Here is an 18593-nt window from a genome sequence, read left to right as displayed (position 1 = left end):
ATGAAAATTAAATATCTTACTTTTCTAGCATCCACAATGCTACTGATTTCCTGTTCCAGTACTATTTCGACTGCAAAAAAAGAATATCAAATCACAAAAACTGCCGCGCTAAAATCCGATTGGAGTTTTAATTCCAATGAATGGAGACTCCAAAACGATACCTTAACCGGAAACGGAGGACCAATGCATTGGGGCGTGATCGAATCCGAAAAGAAGCTTCCAAAAAATTATGAAATCGACTTTAAAGTAAACATCGTCAAAGAATCTTTGTTTGAAGTCATGCTTAATATCGATCAGGAAAATTACATTCGAACTTACTTATACACAATCGATCAGAATATCGTGATTGGAAGAGGCGCTTACAATAAAAACAGTGATGAATACTCAAAACGTGGCGGACCAACCTTATTTAAAAAACCAATGCAACTGGAAAACAACAAATGGTATGCGGTAAAAATCAGAGTTTCAAACAATCAGTTGTACTTTGCTGTTAATAACGAAACTTTCTTAGAATGTTCTCTTGAAAAAAGTAATCTAAGCCAACAAGGAAGACTGGGGTTTCTAACCAACGGACAAGCTCATATAACTGATTTAGCTATTAAAAGTTTGTAAATCTGAGGCGCAAAGTTTCAAAGGTGCTGAGGTGCTGAGGTGCTGAGGTGCTGAGGTGCTGAGGCTTCATCTAAAAAAAACTCCAAAATTGGAGTTTTTTTTACAACTTTTTTAATTGACTAATAATCCATTATCTAACTATCTAACTATCTAACTATCTAACTATCTAATTATCTAATTATCTAATTACCTAATCACATACAGGCCAGACAATTATTCTTTAAAATTTCAGTTTCAGCTATTGTCTTTTTTATATCAGCATTTAAAAAGAGAACCGCATTTCGAAAATCTCCGTATTCAAAGTGTTTTTCCGTTGCTTCCAGAGCCTCTTCCAGACATTGAAGTCCAAATATTCTTGAAATTATTTGTCCGTTCATTACTCTTTCTTCTTGCGTATCATTATTATTCAAAACGGATAAATCAAAATTAATCTGTATCATTCCGTTTTTAGTTTTTTCAAATTCAGATAAAAACTTCACCACATCACCGTCTTTACTTTCCTTTACACAAAACTCGGCAAGCTGCTGGCTTAACAAATCATTTGTGCCGTCGAAAATAGTATAAACACGAGAATCAAGCAAGGCATAAGCCGCATTGTTACTTGGCGAATCCCGTCTGTAACCCTCTCCCCCGCAAAGCTGCTGATAGTTCAGGGCACTTTCCAGCATTTTATCAGTTGCCAAAACTTTGATGGCCTGTGCTTCAAAAAAATGATCTAACAAAACGGCTCTGAAGTCAGTTTTGTATTTTAAATAAACGAATAAGGCTTTTGTAATCGTTTTGTTCGCCGTTAAAAGTTTAAGCTTGTATTTTACGTATCCAACATCAAACAAAACACCGTTACCCATGTTCCTTGTTTTAGTCCTTTCTTTCGTTTCAGCATATACTCTTGATATAAAACCACTTGCCATTGCACACATACTCAAACGAGAACCACAAAGCATATCGACGGCTGCTGTCAAGCCTTCATAAGTTACATTTAGCCGTCTGTATTTAGGTACAAAAGCATCAATTTTACTCCTTCCGTAATCAATAGCTTTTAGTCCCAAAGCATCGTACTTTTCCACTAAACTCCATCCTTCGCATCTTTTGACAACAAAATAACCAAAATCCTTAGCGTTTTTACTATTCTTTGCCGCAATCACCCACCAATCTGCAGTACCACTAAAGGCTTGCCAATGCTTTTCACCCCGTAATACATAACCGTCTTCTTTTTCTTCAAAAGTGGTTTTCATTCTAGCCATATTTGATCCACAAGACGGCTCCGTTAGACCAAAACCTCCCACCAAAGGTTCTGAACTAAACTTTGTAAGAACCTCTTGTTTAAGCTCTTCAGAACCATACTTTGCAACATTCCTCATAAATAAGGCTGTAACAATCATGGTGTACATGGCCAACGGCAAATTATACTTTGCTATTGTTTCAATAATATCGCAAAGCTCTTCGTGATTGTATCGTCCGCCAAACTCTTTCTGAATCATAGAAAGCATTAATCCTTTTTCTGATAATTTAGCCCAATCATCACGAGGAAATGAAACGTTTGGGAATGTAGCAGAATTATAATTTTCTTTAATCAGATTTTCTAATACTGAGAGATAGGTTTTACTCTCATCGGTTTTTGCTCTGGTAGATTTTGTTTCCATAATAATTTGGGTTTATTAAGTCATAAAATTTTTATTCTTTCGGTCTCTATTTTTAAAATAAAACCTGAAATATTTCTCTTTTTTCTTTAGATCTACGCACTAATTTAATTCAACTTTTACTATTTTATAGACAAAACACAAGAAATTTCTTTAAAAACATATAAAAATAGGGATCATTTTAAAACAACAGAAAACAAAAAAAGCTCCACCAGGAGCTTTTTTTCTATAATAAATTATCTAATTTTCTAATGGACAAATTATCCAATTAATTTTCTTCTTCATCTACATTATGCGATTTCACATAATTACGCCATTTCTCGATACAATCCTGAAAATCCTGAGGCAATTCCGTATCAAAACGCATCATTTCGCCTGTATTTGGATGTACAAAACCAAGTGTTTTAGCATGCAGTGCCTGACGTGGTAATGCTTTAAAACAGTTTTCAATAAACTGTTTGTATTTGGTAAACGTGGTTCCTTTTAAAATTAAATGACCACCATAACGTTCATCATTAAACAACGGATGCCCAATATGCTTCATGTGAGCACGAATCTGGTGCGTTCTTCCGGTTTCCAGTTTACAGGAAATCAAAGTCACATAACCAAAACGTTCCAATACTTTATAATGTGTAATGGCAGGTTTTCCAATTTCAGGATCTGCAAAAACAGCCATTTGCATGCGGTCTTTTAAATGTCTGGCAAGGTTTCCTTCTATCGTTCCCGATTCTTCGGCTACATTTCCCCAAACAAGAGCAATATACTCGCGTTCTGAGGTTTTAGCTTCAAATTGTTTGGCCAAATGTGTCATTGCCGCTTCGGTTTTTGCTACTACCAAAAGTCCGGACGTATCCTTATCAATTCGGTGCACCAAGCCCGGACGCTCACTGCTGTTCATTGGCAAATTATCAAAATGATGCGCCAACGCATTCACCAGCGTTCCGGTATAATTCCCGTGTCCCGGATGTACCACCATTCCCGGCTCTTTGTTGATTAACAACAAAGCATCGTCTTCATATACAATATTCAACGGAATATCTTCCGGCAAAACATGGTTTTCAAAAGGAGGATGCGACAACATCACCGTCACCACATCAAACGGTTTTACTTTATAATTTGATTTAACCGGAATATCATTCACAAAAATATTTCCTTCAGTCGCGGCATTCTGAATTTTATTTCGTGTCGCATTCTGAATCAAATTCATTAAATATTTGTCAATACGCAAAAGCGCCTGACCTTTAGGGACTTCAAATCTGAAGTGTTCGAATAATTCGTCTTCCAGATCTAAATTTTCAATATTATTGCTCATCATTAGTTTTTTCAGTAGTTGGCGCAGCTACACTGTCTACAGCCTGCCCTTCATCTTCATAAGTTGCTTTTCCATCTCCTAAAACCAAGTCAATTTTAGAAGCTTTCAACACACGATCTCCTACTTTTAAGTTTCTTCCTTTATAACGCATCTCCAAAACCATATCTTTTCCTAAGTTTGGAATATAAGTAATAGTTCCTGCTTCAAGCCCTAAAGCTTTTAGAGTTGGAACCGCCTCACGATAGGTTTTCTCAATTAAATCAGGTATTTTAACGGATGAGAATCCTGATGCATTAATTTTAATATATATTTTTCTTCCCACTTTTACTTTTGTTCCCGGCAGAGGATCCTGCTCAACAACACTGTATTTTGGGAATTCACTTCGGTAATCAACGCTGTCCAAAAGTACATAATCCAGGTCCAGTTCATCCAGTTTTGACTCTACTTGTTCCTCAGTCAGTTTAGCTAAATTCGGAACAGTAACCTCATTACCATGATCTGTGGTAAAAGTCAACCAATGCATAAACAGATAACCCAAAACGGCAATTATAGCTGCCGCACTTAATACTTGCACAAAAAATACCCGGCTCGTTAAATACTTACGTAAACTCATAAATTTATTTTTATTAGTCGCAAAGATAAAGCTATTTCGTTTCAAAAAAAATGATAATTTTGTTTTAGACAAGAAAGTCGTTTGATTGCTATCCTTATAGAAAATAAAGCGCTTTGCAATTTTAATTTTCAGAAGCTCTCTCCTGCTGTCCGCTGTATCTTTTGCGTCCGCTATCGCGTACACAAAAGGATGCCGCTTCCATCAGGGCTAGGGATTTAGGTTCTGCCACTGTTGTCAAACTGAGCAAAGTCGAAGCTTCGACTCCGCTCAGCCCGACAAACAAACGAATAAAACAAACTGTCAGACTGAGCGAAGTCGAAGTTCAGCCCGACAAAAAACAACGATTAAACTAATACACAAATAAACGGTTAAACACATAAACATCACAAAATGAAAAACATAGCCATTATTATGGGCGGGTATTCAAGCGAATATAAAATTTCGTTAATCAGCGGAAACGTGGTACATCAATATCTTGACAAAACAAAATACAACGGATTCCGCATCCATATTTTCAAAGAAAAATGGGTCTATGTAGACGAAAACAATGCCGAATTTACCATTGATAAAAACGATTTTTCAGTAACCGTAAACGATCAAAAAATTACTTTCGACTGTGTTTTCAATGCCATTCACGGAACTCCGGGCGAAGACGGATTAATGCAGGCTTATTTTGAGTTATTAGGGATTCCGCAGTCTTCCTGCGATTACTATCAGGCAGCATTAACCTTCAACAAACGTGATTTATTATCGGTTTTAAAACCATACGGAATCAAAACGGCTATATCATATTACCTAAATAAAGGCGATGTAATCAATACTGCCGAAATCGTTAAAAAGGTTGGCTTACCATGTTTCGTTAAACCAAACAAAGCAGGTTCCAGCTTCGGAATTTCAAAAGTAAAAACAGAAGCCGAACTTCCAATTGCAATCGAAGTAGCATATAAAGAAGACAACGAAATCATTATCGAAAGTTTTCTTGACGGAACTGAAGTTTCAGTGGGAGTAATCAATTATCAGGGAGAAATTAAAGTTTTACCTATTACCGAAATTGTATCTGATAATGACTTCTTCGATTATGAGGCCAAATACGAAGGAAAATCACAGGAAATTACTCCTGCCAGAATTTCTGACGAATTAACTCAAAAAGTAAGCGAAACAGCAAAACGTGCTTACGAAGTCTTAAAAATGAAAGGTTTCTCCAGAAGCGAATTCATTATTGTAGACAACGAACCTTATATGCTCGAAATGAATACCATTCCGGGTCTAACCACCGAAAGTTTGATTCCACAGCAAGCCCATGCAGCAGGAATTTCACTGGAAGATTTATTTACCAATGCGATTGAGTTAGCTTTAAAATAGTCACAAAGGGGCAAAGGTACAAAGGTACAAAGGTTTACTTGCTACTTCAATTAATGAAGTTTCTTTAATTAAAAGACAAAGCCTCTGATCCTTTGCACCTTTGAACCTATGCCCCTCAAAAACAAAAAAAATGCGAAAAGCCCTATTCCCCGGATCATTTGACCCCATTACACTGGGACACGAAGACATCATCAAAAGAGGAATTCCTTTATTTGATGAAATCGTTATTGCCATTGGTGTCAACGCCGAAAAAAAATACATGTTTTCACTCGAAGAAAGAAAACGTTTTATAGAAGAAACTTTTAAAGATGAACCAAAAGTTTCAGTAATCACTTATGAAGGATTAACCATTGATCTGGCCAAAAAACTAAAAGCCAATTTCATCCTGAGAGGCTTACGCAATCCTGCCGATTTTGAATTCGAAAAGGCCATCGCACACACCAACAGGAAATTGTCTAAAATCGAAACTGTATTTCTACTAACAGCAGCAAGTACTTCGTTTATTTCTTCAAGCATTGTGCGTGATGTACTGCGTCATGGCGGAGAATATGAAATGCTGGTTCCGGATGCGGTTAGAGTGAAGAAGTAAAATATTATATTATATGAAATACCAAAAAATAGTAGTCTGTTTATTAATATTTAGTTTATTTAGTTGTGCGACTAAAAGCAATTTTTCAAAAAACAATCTTAATCAGGAATATTTCAAAGGCAAAACAATTGTATTCTCAATTAATGAAAATAGTGTAAAAAGCATTAAAAAATCAGGTCCCAGAATGGGTGTTGAAAGACGACCAAACATAGATGAAACATTCTATGAATCAGTATCACAATTAGCTCAAGAAACTAAAATCAATTTAAAAGTAAAATATTTTAAAAATCAAACAATCAATGATTCTGAAATTATTGTTGATGCTGAAATAACCGATATTTCCTGGATTTTTAATTTGTCATCAGCAACAATGGTATCTACAATTAATTATAAAATTGGAGACAAAATTTATAAAAAGGTAGGCCTCTATAAGAATATGTCCGGTGGATCTGAGAAAAGAAATTTAATTAGATCTTTAAAAACCGCACATTATTCTCTTTTACAAGAACTACAAAAATAAAATTGTATTCTTTTTTATAAATAGAATAACACCAAACGCATAAACTTGTTACTTATCTTAATTATAAGTAGTTTCGCCTTTTTAAATAAAATATCAAATAATGAGCATCGAAAGAGAATTAAACAAACGCAGCGGATCTAAATGCGAACTTTGTGGAGCTGAAGAAAACCTAAAAGTATATCAGGTATTACCCACTCAAAAAGGCGGAATTAATGAAGCTATATTTGCCTGCAATACCTGTATCGACCAAATCGAAAATCCGGATAATGTTGATTTAAACCACTGGAGATGTCTTAATGACAGTATGTGGAATGAAAACGTTGCTGTACAAGTTGTAGCCTGGAGAATGTTAAGCCGTATGCGCGCCGCAGGTTGGCCACAAGAATTACTGGATATGATGTATTTAGACGAAGATACTTTAGCATGGGCACAAGCGACCGGAGAAGGCGAAGACGACGAAAATAAAATTGTTCATCGCGACAGCAACGGTGTTATTTTAGAACACGGAGATTCTGTAGTTTTAATTAAAGATCTTAAAGTAAAAGGATCGAGCATGGTAGCCAAACAAGGGACTGCTGTACGTAACATCCGTTTAGACCATGAAAACGCCGAATACATTGAAGGAAAAGTTGACGGTCAGCAAATCGTGATTATTACCCAATACGTGAAGAAAATATAGTTTTTTTTTAGAGGTGCTAAGCTGCTAAGGTGCTGAGGTGCTAAGTTTTTTTTAGTTTTTACTCTCAAAGCCACAACTGAAACCTGAAACAAATATGATTTTATTTTAGGAACAAAGGTTCAGAGTTGCAAAGGGACAAAGCTCTTTTGAGGTACTGGGTGGCTGAGATGCTAAGTTACTAAGGTTTTTCTTCCATTCTCAAAGCTAAAACCTGAAACCTGAAACTTGAAACAAAACAACTTGAAACAAAACAACCTGAAACAAAACAACCTGAAACAAAAAAAAGGCTATTCAAAACCCTGAATAGCCTTTTTTAATGATTTACAATTAAACCTATTTTTGGAATAATTTATTGATCTGATCTTTTACAAATGGCTCAGAAACACTGCTTGTTGCAGCAGCAGCCTCTTTTGAAGAAACCATAAATTGTACCGTAGCTTTTTCCGGAACAACACTTCCTGTGTAATGTAACCAGATATAGTTATTAGGCAATTCTAATTTAATATCATACAAAGGGCTTGCCGTGAAACCATTCATGATAATGTTGTAAAGACTTGCGTAATCATTGTTGACATTCTTAAAGGTAAATTTTCTTAAGCTTGACGACTCATCATCGTTTTGAATACTGGTATAGTATACCGTGTACTCATCTCCAATTTTCTGAATGTAGTTGTTATTTACTTTTCCTAATTTTTCAACCGGTACAGTTTCAATAACTTTAATTTGTGCAAAAGACACAACACTAAACAACAAAATAGCAATCGTAATAATTCTTTTCATAATTAATTTGGGGTTTATTATTTACGGGCACAAGAAACGCAGAAAATATGATAAATTAAAGCCTTCGCCCTTATTTTTTATCACCCAGTTATCCCACTAAACAAGACCCCCTTAAGAAACAGTAAAAACACCAAACAAACCACTGAAAAACAACTAATTAAAAACAAAAACACCTCAAAAAACAGGATTAAGAACATGCAAAATTCCTATTGATTTATGGTAATTTCAGACGTAAAACTTCATTTAAATTCTGAACTCTTACAAAGATCCCCATAAAAAACATCTGCCAAAAAAGATAGCGCCGGAAAGATTACCTCTCCTCCTCTTTCTTGACCACTTTGCGGGCAACTTCAATTTTGAATTTCTTGCCCTTCATTTTTTCGTCTTTAATATTTTTAAGCAGATCTTTTACCTTATTGTATTTAACAGCAGCAAATGATACAAAATCCTTTACTTCAATAAGACCTAAATCTCCTTTTTCAAGTTTCCCTTTTTGAGAAAAGAAACCAACAATATCTATTTTATTCAATTTGGTTTTCTTTCCGCCGCTAATATAAATGGTTTGAAATTGAGGTGGTTTTGGCAAAACTGTAGTGCTGGCAACCTCTAAAACCTCCATCCCGTAATCAATATAATCCAATTGTTTTTCACTTTCGTGAACAATAATATAAGCTGTTCCTGAAGCCTGCATACGTGCCGTACGACCATTTCGGTGCGTGAATTCATCTTCTTTTAAAGGCAAATGATAATGAATGACATGTTTCATTTCCGGAATATCCAATCCACGCGCGGCCAAATCGGTAGTAATCAGATAACTCATACTTCCGTTTCTAAACTGAATCAGTGCACGCTCACGTTCCTCCTGATCCATTCCGCCATGATAATACGTCGCATAAATCCCTTTTTCGTTTAAAGTGTCACTAATTCTTTCTGCTGCATCACGATGATTACAGAAAATAATAGCGGACTGTGATTTCAGTGAACAGATCAAATTGAACAAACTATCCAATTTATCCTTAGCGGGTGAAACCACCATTTTCATCGAAAGATTCGTCTTTTCTTCCTCTTCCGGAATAAAATCCAAAACAGTCGGATTGACTACTCTCGTATATCTTGGAATCTCAATATCTGAAGTCGCTGAAACCAAAACACGTTTATTCAGTTTCGTTAATTTCCCTATGATATATGACATTTGCTCATGAAAACCAAGCTGCAAAGACTTATCAAATTCGTCCAGAACCAAAGTCTGAATTTTATCGGTACGAAAAGTATCCCGGTCAATATGATCAGCAATTCTACCCGGAGTTCCAATCAAAACTGCCGGAGGATTGCTTAAATTTTTAATCTCAGTATCAATAGAGTGACCTCCGTAACAAATATTAACTTTATAAGGAGTCCCCATTTTCTTCCAAACCTGCTCAATCTGCAAACCTAATTCACGGGAAGGCACTAAAATTAAACATTGAACCGAAAGAATTTCAGGCTGTAACAACTCTAAAATAGGCAGTAAAAAAGCTAGTGTTTTTCCTGATCCTGTTGGAGAAAGGAGTAAAACATTATTATCGTTCAAAATAGCATCCTGCGCTACCTCTTGCATTTCATTTAGACTCTCAATTCCTAAATTCGAAAGTATATTGTTGGAATGGTGTTTTTTATTCATTTTGCAAAAGTAATCAAAATAAATTTAGAGGTTTCAAATTCCAAATTCCAAATTTCAAAACCTGAAACTTGAAACTTGAAACCTAAATTCTGAATTCCATCCGGAGAACTATTCCAATTCTTTCAAAATCAACTTAAACTCTTCAATTTCAGCTCCGGTTAATGGTTTTAACGGGCTTCTTAAAAAACCACCTTCTATTCCCTGAATTTCCAAACCTGCCTTGATTGCTCGTGGCAAACCTTTGTTAACGATAAACTTCAAAAGATTCAATTGTTTGTAAAATACTTTTTGCGCAGCCTCTAAATCATTGTTCTCAATCGCATGATACAAATCCAGATTCAATTTCGGAATTAAATTGGGCGCAGCCGTACACCAGCCTGTAGCTCCCGCAGAAAATGCAGCCAGTGCTAACGGATTTGAACCGTTAAAAAAAGCAACATCATCGCCCAATTCCCGCTTTAAATAATGCATTCTCTGAACATCTCCCGTACTTTCTTTTATCATGGTTACATTAGCAATCTCAAGAAGTCTTTTTAATAAAACCGGTGACATATCTACTCCCCCTGTTGCAGGATTATTGTAAGCCATTATCGGAATCGAAATTTGCTTCGCTACTGCATCAAAATGCTGAACAATCTCGTCATCTGTAAGCTTCCAGTAACTCATCGGGATAATCATTACGGCAGCGGCACCCGCTTTTTCAGCAAATTTAGCGTGATAAATAGTTTTCTCAGTAGTCAGGTTTGATACTCCAACCAAAACCGGAACTCTGCCCTTGACCTGTTCGATTGTTGCCACAGTAATAGCTTCTTTTTCCTCATCTGACAAATAAGGCATAACTCCGGTACTTCCAAGAGGGGCGACCGCATGACAACCGGAAACAATTAGACGCTCCAGTAATTTTTTATATAAAGCAATATCTACTTTTTCATTTTGATCAAATGGAGTAATCGGATAAGCAATAATGCCCTTAAATAGATTGTTTTTCATATTTTTCAACTGTTTTAAATTAAAGATCCCTGCCTTCTTCTTCTCTTAATGCCACACCTAAATTCTGAAGCTGCGGTGCATTCTCGCAAGCAATATATTTCGCCGATGCTTCGCTGCTTAAATTTTGATGCCTGTGCCACGCCCAACTCGGAATGTAAACAGCATCGCCTGCTTTCCACTCTACTTTTACATCCTCAATCTCGGTATACCCATGCCCTTCAATCACATAAATAACGGTTTCATACGTATGACGATGTCTGTTTGTTAATTGATCCGGCAATAAACCGCCAATTGTCATACTTACGTTCTTACTTGGAAGATTCACGAAGAAAACCGGGTGTTTTCGCTCGGTAGAAAATTGATTGTGAACTCCGGCTTGTTCTACATTTTTGTGAATTAATTTTTCAGGCATCACAAAAGTGGGTCTGGCAAAAGTTTCGTGAAAATCTTTTGAAGAAAATTGTTTTTTAGTTTCCATAACTTTAATAATTATTGTGTTTTGCATTATTGCTCCACAAAATTATCTTAACTTTGGACTACTTAACTGATACAGTTTTAACATAAACAAATAGTCCAGATGTTACGACCTTGGCAATTAGAAATTCAACTCAACGCAAATGATGCAAAAGCCATTTATCTGCAAATCGCTGATGCAATCATCGAAGCCATTCAAACAGGAATGCTCAACAGCGGTAATGCACTGCCCGGCAGCCGGCAGCTTGCAGGCTTGCTAAAAGTGAACCGAAATACTATTATTGAAGCTTTAGACGTCTTAATCGCTGAAGGCTGGCTCATTACATTGGAAAGAAAAGGAACTTTCGTAGCCGATATTCTGCCATTGGCTTCCAAAAGCATCGATCAAAAGCAAAAAACAAATTATACTGAGGAAGAAAAACAACCTCTTATCGTTTTTGATGATGGAATCCCCGATAGTCGAATTGCACCAATGAACGAACTCGCCAGAGCTTACCGACAGATTTTTAACCGAAAATCGCGTTGGCAGATCATGGGATACAGTACCGAGTACGGAAATCTGGAATTTCGAAAAGCAATTGTGCAGATGCTCAATTTTAAAAGAGGAATGAATGTCACTCCGGATCAAATTTGCATCACACGTGGAAGCCAGATGGCAATGTACCTAACTTCCAACTGTTTATTATCAAAAGATGATTATGTAATGGTCGAAAACCCAGGGTATCAGGCCGCTTGGGAAACATTTCAAAGCAGCGGAACTAAATTACTCCCAGTAAATGTCGACAAAGATGGCTTGCTGATTGATGAGGTCGAAGCTTATCTGAAAAAGTTCAGCAACATAAAAGCAATATACGTAACACCGCATCATCAATTTCCAACTACAGTTACCCTAAGTCTCAAACGAAGATTAAAACTCATCGAATTGTCCAATCAATACGGTTTTACCATTATCGAAGACGATTATGATCATGAATTTCATTTCGGACAAAGACCTGTTCTTCCTATTTCAAGTTACAGCAGTGCCAAAAACACGGTTTACATTGGAACACTGAGTAAAATTGTTGCACCAGCCTTACGAATCGGATATCTGGTGAGTGATCGTGAAACCATTTTAAAAGTGGGTAAACACCGAAAAATAATTGATGTACAAGGTGATAACATTATGGAAGAAGCCGTTTTACAGCTCATAAACGAAGGCGAGATTAAAAGGCACCTCAAACGAACAACCCTTATTTACAAAGCAAAACGCGACTATTTTGAAACGATTTGCAACAAATATCTCAAAGACAAAACCACTTTTACCAAACCCGAAGGAGGCCTGGCATTTTGGATAATTCCCAACTCGCCAGTTAATATTTCTGAAATTGCGGACAAACTGCTGTTAAAAGGGATCAAAATAATAACACCTGAGAAATTTAGTTTTAACAAACCTGTACAAGGATTCAGACTTGGCTATGCCTCATTAACCGAAAAACAAATTGAAGACGGAATCGTCGAACTTGCTAAGTTGTTGTGAGTTTTGTTTGTTTCAGGTTTCAGGTTTCAGGTTTCAGGTTTTGAATGAAGGTAAAAGATTAACCGCAAAAAACGCTAAGTTACCAAAGCTTTGTGATAGACTTAGCGAACTTTACGTAAACCTTTGCATCTTTGCGGTAAAGTCTACGCAAAGTTTAATCACATTTCTATATGAAACTTGAAACCTGAAACTCGAAACAAAAAACCTATATTTGATTCTTGCTAACAAAACCAAAACCATGAAACTTTTTACATTTCTCTTTTCACTCTTCACCCTAACTCTTTTCGCTCAAAACAATAAAAAATACGAAACTTTCTTCGAAAAAGGAAACGGAAATCAGTCCGCTTCGTATCAGGAAACGATTCAGTATTATAAACTTTTAGCGCGTGATTTTGCGACCATCCAAATTAAAGAAATGGGGCTAACCGATTCCGGTGAGCCATTACACATGATCACTTACAATCCTGAAAAAGAATTTGATTTCGATAAAATTCAAAAGAACAAAGCAGTGCTTTTTATCAATAATGGCATTCATGCCGGAGAACCTGATGGAATCGATGCCACTATGCAATTCTACAGAGATCTGGCAACAGGTAAGATAAAAGCCCCGAAAAACACCGTTTTGGTAACCATTCCGGTTTACAATATTGGCGGCGCTTTGAACCGAAATTCGACCACAAGAGCCAATCAGGATGGTCCTGAAATTTATGGTTTCAGAGGAAATGCCCGCAACTACGACCTCAATCGTGATTTAATGAAATCTGATACGCGAAATACCAAAAGCTTTGTAGAGATTTTTCAGAAAATAAATCCTGACGTTTTTATTGACAATCATGTGAGTAACGGTTCTGATTATCAATACAAATTAACCTATATCATGACACAGCACAACAAACTGGGAACCGTGTTGGGTGATTTTATGAATAGCGAAATGATGCCGGCTCTGGTCAAAGATCTACAACAAAAGAAAATTGAAACAACACCATATGTAGACTCCTTTAAAGATACTCCTGACAAAGGTTTTGGTCAGTTTGTCGATAGTCCACGATATACAACGGGTTATACTTCACTATTCAACACCATCGGTTTTGTGGTTGAAACGCACATGCTAAAAAAATATGCCGAACGTGTAAAAATGACCTACGAATACACCAAATCGACTTTGGATTATACCGATGCCAATTACCAAAAAATCAAGGAACTCCGGGTAAAAAATCTGGAACAATATCAAGCTAAGAAAAACTATACCCTAAAATGGGAACTGGACAGTACAAAAGCTACCACCTTTTCGTTTTTGGGTTATGAAGCAGCTTACAAAAAAAGCGAGGCTACAACCGGAAATCGCTTGTACTACGATCGAAGCAAACCGTATAAAAAAGAGGTTCCTTATATCAAAGAATTCAAATCAGTAAAAGAGGTTGTTATACCTTCTGCTTATATCATTCCGCGTGGTTATTGGAATATTATTGACCTTTTGAAGAACAATAACATTTCGTTTACCCAACTTAAAAACGACACCATCATTGAAGTGGAAAGCTACAAAATTGCCGATTTTAAAACCGTTCCATCTGCTTACGAAGGGCACTATTTACACCGAAATACGACTGTAACTTCGAAAATTGTTAAAATGGCTTTCGCCAAAGGAGATTACATCATTCCAACCAATCAAAAAGGTGTAAAATACATCTTAGAAGCCTTTGAACCCGAAGGAGTTGATTCGTTCTTCAACTGGAATTTCTTCGATACTATTTTACAACAAAAAGAGCACTATTCAAGTTATATTTTTGAAGATACTGCGACGAAACTCCTTAAAGAAAACTCAACTTTAAAAGCCGAACTGGAAAATAAAAAACAAACTGATCCTGAATTTGCTAAAAATCCGGAAGGGCAATTGGATTGGATTTATAAACATTCGGCCTATTATGAAAAGGCGCATTTGCAGTATCCTGTTTATCGGGTACTTTAGTTTTTTTTTACGGCGCATATATTTTACCGCAAAGAACACTAAGTTTTTTTTTAACTTTTGATTGAGTTGAAAAACGCTGAGATCGCAGAGCTTTGTACACAGAAGAATCAATGATAAAGAAAAACAATATTTCAAATAATGATTAATAAAATTCTAAGACCAATACTTGTTTCGATAATCCAAATTGCTGGATTAATAATTATTCATATGGTTCTGAACTATTTTTATCCCATACAACACAGAAACGTTGGATTTGGGTTGACTATTTTTTACACAGGGACTATTTTTATTATATCAATCTTAGCATTCAATTTTTATCTGGAATTTTTGAAAAAAAAAACTTATTTGATTGGATTTTCTCTTTTAATTCTTGTCACTATTTTTCCATTGGAAGCATTTGACGAAAGACCTTTAAGAAGCTTGTTTTTGATTGTATTAGCCTTATGCGGATTCTTATCTTCATTAGTTTTCAGCAAACTAAAATTAACTTGAGATTACAATCTAAATCAATCACAACTAAATTAAAAAAAATAGCCACGAGCGGGACGCTCGCTCTAGTGACGGGAAGTCTTGAAGGTTTTGCTTTTTACTGAAGATGAAGTAATTCCTACCCATTATGTAATAACAGAAATAGGCTACCAATTTATAAATTGTTGTTCTACAATAAAATAAAAACCCTCCGCGTCCATCAATGCAATCTAAATTAAAACAACGTAAAAGATAGTAGCGAGACGTTCACTCTAGGGAAAAGTAAAATCATTAAAAAGAGCCTAATACAAAGTCAAACTTCATTAGGCTTTTCTTTTTCGGCCTGAATCGAACACTTGTAAAACCTTTTATATCCTTCATAAGCCTAAATCAACTTGTCTAATGGATTAAAATTAAAAACATATTCAAAATCTAAATACCAGCGACTAAAAAAGGAGATGCTCAAAATATTTATATTTCGCTCCGCTGGAGTTTTTTGATGCCTGGAAGCTACATTAGTCAGAAACATTTTGCGCCGCTGGAGCAATTCCTCAAAAAAACGGGCTGAAAGCCTAAAAGGCAACAGCGCAGTGCAACGCACTGCAAATTAAATAAAAAGTAAATCCCGCCCTGAAAGGGCAAAAGCAAACAAACACAAAGTTTTTTTTTAGAGAGAACAACTCAACTTAAACGAAAACACCACACAAAACTTCGGAAATATTTTCTCGTTGAGATTAGGCTTTCACCCCTGTAAAGCTTCGTACTATCTACAATTCATTTACCCCCTTTTACTCTCTTAATTGCTAAGATTCTTCCAAAACAGGAGGTTTAAAACATTAATGATTGGTTCTGATTAATTCAAAAACACACAGATTATCAGACAGTTCTATTATATTTGTAAAACTATAACCAAACCATTAAACCAAAAACCACAATGAATACCTCTTTTTATCTCGAAAGCTTTCAGAGAGCCGCCGACCGCCTCGATCAAAAAATATTAAACGAAAAATCGATCGAAGTTTCAGTTGGTGTCTACTTAGATTCTGTATTTATAAAACTGTATAAAAAATCCTGGTCGGTCAATCCGTTAGAAGCCTTAACTTCTGAATCACGAATTTTCTTTTCGGCTTGGGTTACTGATACAAGTATTGAAAAACAGAGGGTGATGTACAACATTCACGCTTTAAAACTTAGAAAATTTAAAGTTTACTCTATAGAGAGCCGAAAATTTGCCGAAATATTCAGAAAATCATTTAAAGCGCACGAAAGTAACTGGCCGAATGTGGCAACTAACTATGGTCCGTTAACCTTAATGGAGGGCTGGACAACATTAAACCCCGAAAACTTTCAGGATGAGGTAGTAAAGCTTGCGCAAAACTTCTTAGATATTGAATATCTGATTGATGATACTCTAGGGCAATTTAAAAGATTCTGCTCGTGAATCCATTTCTGTTCAAAACATAACTCAGTTAATGTCTCCACGAGCAAAACAATTGGACTTGGGCGAAGACTACTATTGGCTGTTTTCGTCCTTAATTCCTTTGAGCAAGGCGTAGATTGCCATTGCATGACCTTGCCCTAATTCAAAATCTGCTTTAAGCCAGTTTACAATATCTCCGGCTTTTACTTCAGGTTTAAGTTTTCCTTCCTGAGTAAATGCCTTTTGTTCTGCCAAAGCTCTAAATTCGGCCGGACCATTGCCCGTTTTTTCTTTGATTGTTTTTAAATACGCTTGAAATGACATAAAAGTTCGTTTAGTTGATTAATCGACAAACGAAAATACAATTAAAACCAAAACATTACCAAGATTATTCTTAGTTTTTACTGCAAAAACAACTATAAGTAGCGAATAGAACCCTACTAGCACAATAGCCTGGAAATCCTACAGCACCAATTAAGAGGATGTATAGGCGTGTAGTGCCTTGCCCTCTTATCAGGGTGGTGGCACGCCTAATTAAAAGTGCTAAAAAATGATCAGAAAATAATGAGATAGTATTTTTTTCCCTTACTCTACTTTAATTTCGCTTTCCTCTTCAAATAACAGCTTAATGTTTTCGTAGGAGTTTTTCAAAGCTTCTTTTATTTGTTCCGGATTTAACCAGGCCACTTTTTCGATACCTTCTTCAGCCTGACCATGAGGAGTTCCCTCAAAATCAGTATGCATTTCAAACCAATGCGTGATTTTGAGTTTGTATTTTCCGTTACGTTTAAAAACATGATATGTCTTTTGAAGTTTATTGGTAATACGAAGCTGACTCACGCCTGTTTCTTCTTCCACCTCACGAATAGCCGTAGCTTCGATTTCTTCCCCCTTCTCGATTCCGCCCTTAGGCAAATCCCACTTTCCATTTCTGAAGATAAATAAAACTTCGCCTCTTTTATTGTACACAAAACCTCCCCCAGCTTTACTTACAGGAATTTTTGCTTTTAAGGTCTTCATAATCTCCTTTTCGTCAGGATGATACAAATAAGCTTTTTGAATTTTATTTTGAAAGATTTTCACTATAAGCTGCTCGATATCAATACTCTCTAACAAGAATAACTGAAAATTAGTCTCTCTCGAGATTTCATTTGTCAAAAAAAGTGGTTTGTCGTTCACAAAAACTTTATACATTTGTACTATGATTTTTAATAAAGATACTGCCGAAAAAACAGCCGAATTGCTTTTGCAAATAAATGCAATTAAATTGAATCCCGAAAATCCTTTTACATGGGCTTCAGGTTGGAAATCTCCTATTTATTGTGATAATAGGTTAATTCTTTCATTTCCAAGCATCCGAAATTACGTTCGTGATGAATTTGCGAAAAATATAGAAAAACAATTTGGAAAACCGGATGTCATTGCCGGAGTTGCTACCGGAGCCATTGGAGTTGGAATTCTTGTGGCGGAAAGCCTTGGATTACCTTTCGTATATGTGCGTCCTGAAGCTAAAAAACACGGAAGACAAAATCAGGTAGAAGGTTTTTTACAAAAAGGTCAAAATGTTGTTGTGGTAGAAGATTTAATCAGTACCGGAAACAGTAGTTTGATGGCCGTGGAAGCTTTACGCAACGAAGGAGCTAATATTAAAGGAATGGCTGCCATTTTTACCTATGGTTTTAATGTTGCCGAAGAAAACTTTAAAAATGCCAATATCGATTTGTATACCTTAAGCAATTACGAAAACCTACTGGATTTAGCGGTTCAAAAACAATACATCAGCGAAGAACAACAGTCTACCCTGCAAGAATGGAACGTGAGTCCATCGACTTGGGGACAGGAGGAGGAGTAATTGTAGATTGCAGATTTTAGATTGCAGATTTTTTAAAAATTGCTTCGCTCTTTTTTGGAATTTGGAATTAAAAAAATTGGAATTTATTAAAAAATCCAGCTTTGCGAACTTTGCGTTTGTAAACACAAAGAAAATCAAAA

18 protein-coding genes are annotated in these 18593 nt (G+C 36.0%); 9 read left to right on the top strand and 9 right to left on the bottom strand.

Translation table 11 applies throughout. From position 1 onward, the window contains the following. Entirely contained in the window at window positions 1-612 is a 612-nt protein-coding gene (locus tag OLM58_RS15870; RefSeq protein WP_264529699.1) for a hypothetical protein, read from the top strand. Window positions 613-806: 194 nt separating this feature from the next. Here the strand turns inward: OLM58_RS15870 and OLM58_RS15865 are convergent, their stop codons facing one another. From OLM58_RS15865 to OLM58_RS15855, 3 genes are all read right to left on the bottom strand, one after another. Continuing rightward, complete coding sequence (locus tag OLM58_RS15865) at window positions 807-2255, bottom strand: acyl-CoA dehydrogenase family protein (RefSeq protein WP_264529698.1); 1449 nt, start codon at window positions 2253-2255, stop codon at window positions 807-809. Between the two features lie 265 nt (window positions 2256-2520). After that, window positions 2521-3564 (bottom strand): RluA family pseudouridine synthase, encoded by a 1044-nt coding sequence (locus OLM58_RS15860; RefSeq protein ID WP_264532446.1) that lies wholly within the window; start codon window positions 3562-3564, stop codon window positions 2521-2523. Beyond that, a complete protein-coding gene (locus OLM58_RS15855; RefSeq protein ID WP_017496544.1) occupies window positions 3554-4177 on the bottom strand; it encodes a PASTA domain-containing protein in 624 nt (207 codons plus the stop codon). Before OLM58_RS15855 ends, OLM58_RS15860 begins: the two co-directional genes overlap by 11 nt. 390 nt (window positions 4178-4567) lie before the next feature. Here OLM58_RS15855 and OLM58_RS15850 point away from each other — a divergent pair, with 390 nt between their 5' ends. The 4 genes from OLM58_RS15850 to OLM58_RS15835 all read left to right on the top strand — a co-directional run bounded on the left by OLM58_RS15850 (window position 4568) and on the right by OLM58_RS15835 (window position 7327). Continuing rightward, window positions 4568-5539: a D-alanine--D-alanine ligase gene (locus tag OLM58_RS15850; protein ID WP_264529697.1), complete on the top strand. Its 972-nt coding sequence runs from the start codon at window positions 4568-4570 to the stop codon at window positions 5537-5539. Window positions 5540-5669: 130 nt separating this feature from the next. Further along, the gene (coaD, locus tag OLM58_RS15845; RefSeq protein WP_017496542.1) at window positions 5670-6128 is read left to right on the top strand and encodes a pantetheine-phosphate adenylyltransferase; all 459 of its coding nucleotides are present in this window, start codon (window positions 5670-5672) and stop codon (window positions 6126-6128) included. A gap of 13 nt (window positions 6129-6141) precedes the next feature. Beyond that, window positions 6142-6648 (top strand): hypothetical protein, encoded by a 507-nt coding sequence (locus OLM58_RS15840; protein WP_264529696.1) that lies wholly within the window; start codon window positions 6142-6144, stop codon window positions 6646-6648. A 100-nt stretch (window positions 6649-6748) separates the two neighbouring features. After that, window positions 6749-7327 (top strand): PhnA domain-containing protein, encoded by a 579-nt coding sequence (locus OLM58_RS15835; RefSeq protein ID WP_264529695.1) that lies wholly within the window; start codon window positions 6749-6751, stop codon window positions 7325-7327. A gap of 333 nt (window positions 7328-7660) precedes the next feature. Here the strand turns inward: OLM58_RS15835 and OLM58_RS15830 are convergent, their stop codons facing one another. From OLM58_RS15830 to OLM58_RS15815, 4 genes are all read right to left on the bottom strand, one after another. After that, the gene (locus OLM58_RS15830) at window positions 7661-8107 is read right to left on the bottom strand and encodes a hypothetical protein (protein ID WP_017496539.1); all 447 of its coding nucleotides are present in this window, start codon (window positions 8105-8107) and stop codon (window positions 7661-7663) included. Window positions 8108-8417: 310 nt separating this feature from the next. Beyond that, window positions 8418-9767, bottom strand: a complete 1350-nt coding sequence (locus OLM58_RS15825; protein ID WP_070906657.1) for a DEAD/DEAH box helicase — start codon at window positions 9765-9767, stop codon at window positions 8418-8420. Between the two features lie 108 nt (window positions 9768-9875). Continuing rightward, window positions 9876-10757 (bottom strand): dihydrodipicolinate synthase family protein, encoded by an 882-nt coding sequence (locus OLM58_RS15820; protein ID WP_264529694.1) that lies wholly within the window; start codon window positions 10755-10757, stop codon window positions 9876-9878. Window positions 10758-10776: 19 nt separating this feature from the next. Further along, window positions 10777-11235 carry a cupin domain-containing protein gene (locus OLM58_RS15815; RefSeq protein ID WP_264529693.1) on the bottom strand — a complete coding sequence of 153 codons (459 nt, stop codon included), beginning with the start codon at window positions 11233-11235 and terminating at the stop codon, window positions 10777-10779. A gap of 99 nt (window positions 11236-11334) precedes the next feature. On the opposite strand from OLM58_RS15815, the gene OLM58_RS15810 reads away from it, so the two are divergent. The 3 genes from OLM58_RS15810 to OLM58_RS15800 all read left to right on the top strand — a co-directional run bounded on the left by OLM58_RS15810 (window position 11335) and on the right by OLM58_RS15800 (window position 16622). Continuing rightward, a complete protein-coding gene (locus OLM58_RS15810; protein ID WP_264529692.1) occupies window positions 11335-12747 on the top strand; it encodes a PLP-dependent aminotransferase family protein in 1413 nt (470 codons plus the stop codon). A 238-nt stretch (window positions 12748-12985) separates the two neighbouring features. Then, complete coding sequence (locus tag OLM58_RS15805) at window positions 12986-14713, top strand: M14 family metallopeptidase (protein ID WP_264529691.1); 1728 nt, start codon at window positions 12986-12988, stop codon at window positions 14711-14713. 1402 nt (window positions 14714-16115) lie between these two features. Further along, on the top strand, window positions 16116-16622 hold the full coding sequence (locus tag OLM58_RS15800) for a hypothetical protein (protein ID WP_264529690.1): 507 nt from the start codon (window positions 16116-16118) through the stop codon (window positions 16620-16622). Between the two features lie 72 nt (window positions 16623-16694). On the opposite strand, the gene OLM58_RS15795 is transcribed toward OLM58_RS15800, so the two are convergent. Together OLM58_RS15795 and OLM58_RS15790 are read right to left on the bottom strand one after the other, a co-directional pair. Continuing rightward, complete coding sequence (locus tag OLM58_RS15795) at window positions 16695-16925, bottom strand: DUF4287 domain-containing protein (protein ID WP_202704424.1); 231 nt, start codon at window positions 16923-16925, stop codon at window positions 16695-16697. Window positions 16926-17186: 261 nt separating this feature from the next. After that, a complete protein-coding gene (locus OLM58_RS15790; protein ID WP_264529689.1) occupies window positions 17187-17795 on the bottom strand; it encodes an NUDIX hydrolase in 609 nt (202 codons plus the stop codon). A 7-nt stretch (window positions 17796-17802) separates the two neighbouring features. On the opposite strand from OLM58_RS15790, the gene pyrE reads away from it, so the two are divergent. Next, entirely contained in the window at window positions 17803-18453 is a 651-nt protein-coding gene (gene pyrE, locus OLM58_RS15785; protein WP_173966806.1) for an orotate phosphoribosyltransferase, read from the top strand. The last annotated feature ends 140 nt before the right edge of the window (window positions 18454-18593 follow it).

Source organism: Flavobacterium sp. N502540, assembly GCF_025947365.1.
GTDB lineage: Bacteria > Bacteroidota > Bacteroidia > Flavobacteriales > Flavobacteriaceae > Flavobacterium.
Note: the sequence above shows the minus strand (reverse complement) of the source record. Positions and strands in the feature narration are given on the sequence as shown.

Bases quoted from the DNA above. Each gene is read 5' to 3' on its own strand.
- OLM58_RS15825 (WP_070906657.1), bottom strand. From the start codon at position 9,767: ATGAATAAAAAACACCATTCCAACAATATACTTTCGAATTTAGGAATT.
- OLM58_RS15870 (WP_264529699.1), top strand. From the start codon at position 1: ATGAAAATTAAATATCTTACTTTTCTAGCATCCACAATGCTACTGATT.
- pyrE (WP_173966806.1), top strand. From the start codon at position 17,803: ATGATTTTTAATAAAGATACTGCCGAAAAAACAGCCGAATTGCTTTTG.
- coaD (WP_017496542.1), top strand. From the start codon at position 5,670: ATGCGAAAAGCCCTATTCCCCGGATCATTTGACCCCATTACACTGGGA.
- OLM58_RS15800 (WP_264529690.1), top strand. From the start codon at position 16,116: ATGAATACCTCTTTTTATCTCGAAAGCTTTCAGAGAGCCGCCGACCGC.
- OLM58_RS15790 (WP_264529689.1), bottom strand. From the start codon at position 17,795: ATGTATAAAGTTTTTGTGAACGACAAACCACTTTTTTTGACAAATGAA.
- OLM58_RS15840 (WP_264529696.1), top strand. From the start codon at position 6,142: ATGAAATACCAAAAAATAGTAGTCTGTTTATTAATATTTAGTTTATTT.
- OLM58_RS15795 (WP_202704424.1), bottom strand. From the start codon at position 16,925: ATGTCATTTCAAGCGTATTTAAAAACAATCAAAGAAAAAACGGGCAAT.
- OLM58_RS15850 (WP_264529697.1), top strand. From the start codon at position 4,568: ATGAAAAACATAGCCATTATTATGGGCGGGTATTCAAGCGAATATAAA.
- OLM58_RS15860 (WP_264532446.1), bottom strand. From the start codon at position 3,564: ATGAGCAATAATATTGAAAATTTAGATCTGGAAGACGAATTATTCGAA.
- OLM58_RS15835 (WP_264529695.1), top strand. From the start codon at position 6,749: ATGAGCATCGAAAGAGAATTAAACAAACGCAGCGGATCTAAATGCGAA.
- OLM58_RS15820 (WP_264529694.1), bottom strand. From the start codon at position 10,757: ATGAAAAACAATCTATTTAAGGGCATTATTGCTTATCCGATTACTCCA.
- OLM58_RS15865 (WP_264529698.1), bottom strand. From the start codon at position 2,255: ATGGAAACAAAATCTACCAGAGCAAAAACCGATGAGAGTAAAACCTAT.
- OLM58_RS15810 (WP_264529692.1), top strand. From the start codon at position 11,335: ATGTTACGACCTTGGCAATTAGAAATTCAACTCAACGCAAATGATGCA.
- OLM58_RS15805 (WP_264529691.1), top strand. From the start codon at position 12,986: ATGAAACTTTTTACATTTCTCTTTTCACTCTTCACCCTAACTCTTTTC.
- OLM58_RS15830 (WP_017496539.1), bottom strand. From the start codon at position 8,107: ATGAAAAGAATTATTACGATTGCTATTTTGTTGTTTAGTGTTGTGTCT.
- OLM58_RS15855 (WP_017496544.1), bottom strand. From the start codon at position 4,177: ATGAGTTTACGTAAGTATTTAACGAGCCGGGTATTTTTTGTGCAAGTA.
- OLM58_RS15815 (WP_264529693.1), bottom strand. From the start codon at position 11,235: ATGGAAACTAAAAAACAATTTTCTTCAAAAGATTTTCACGAAACTTTT.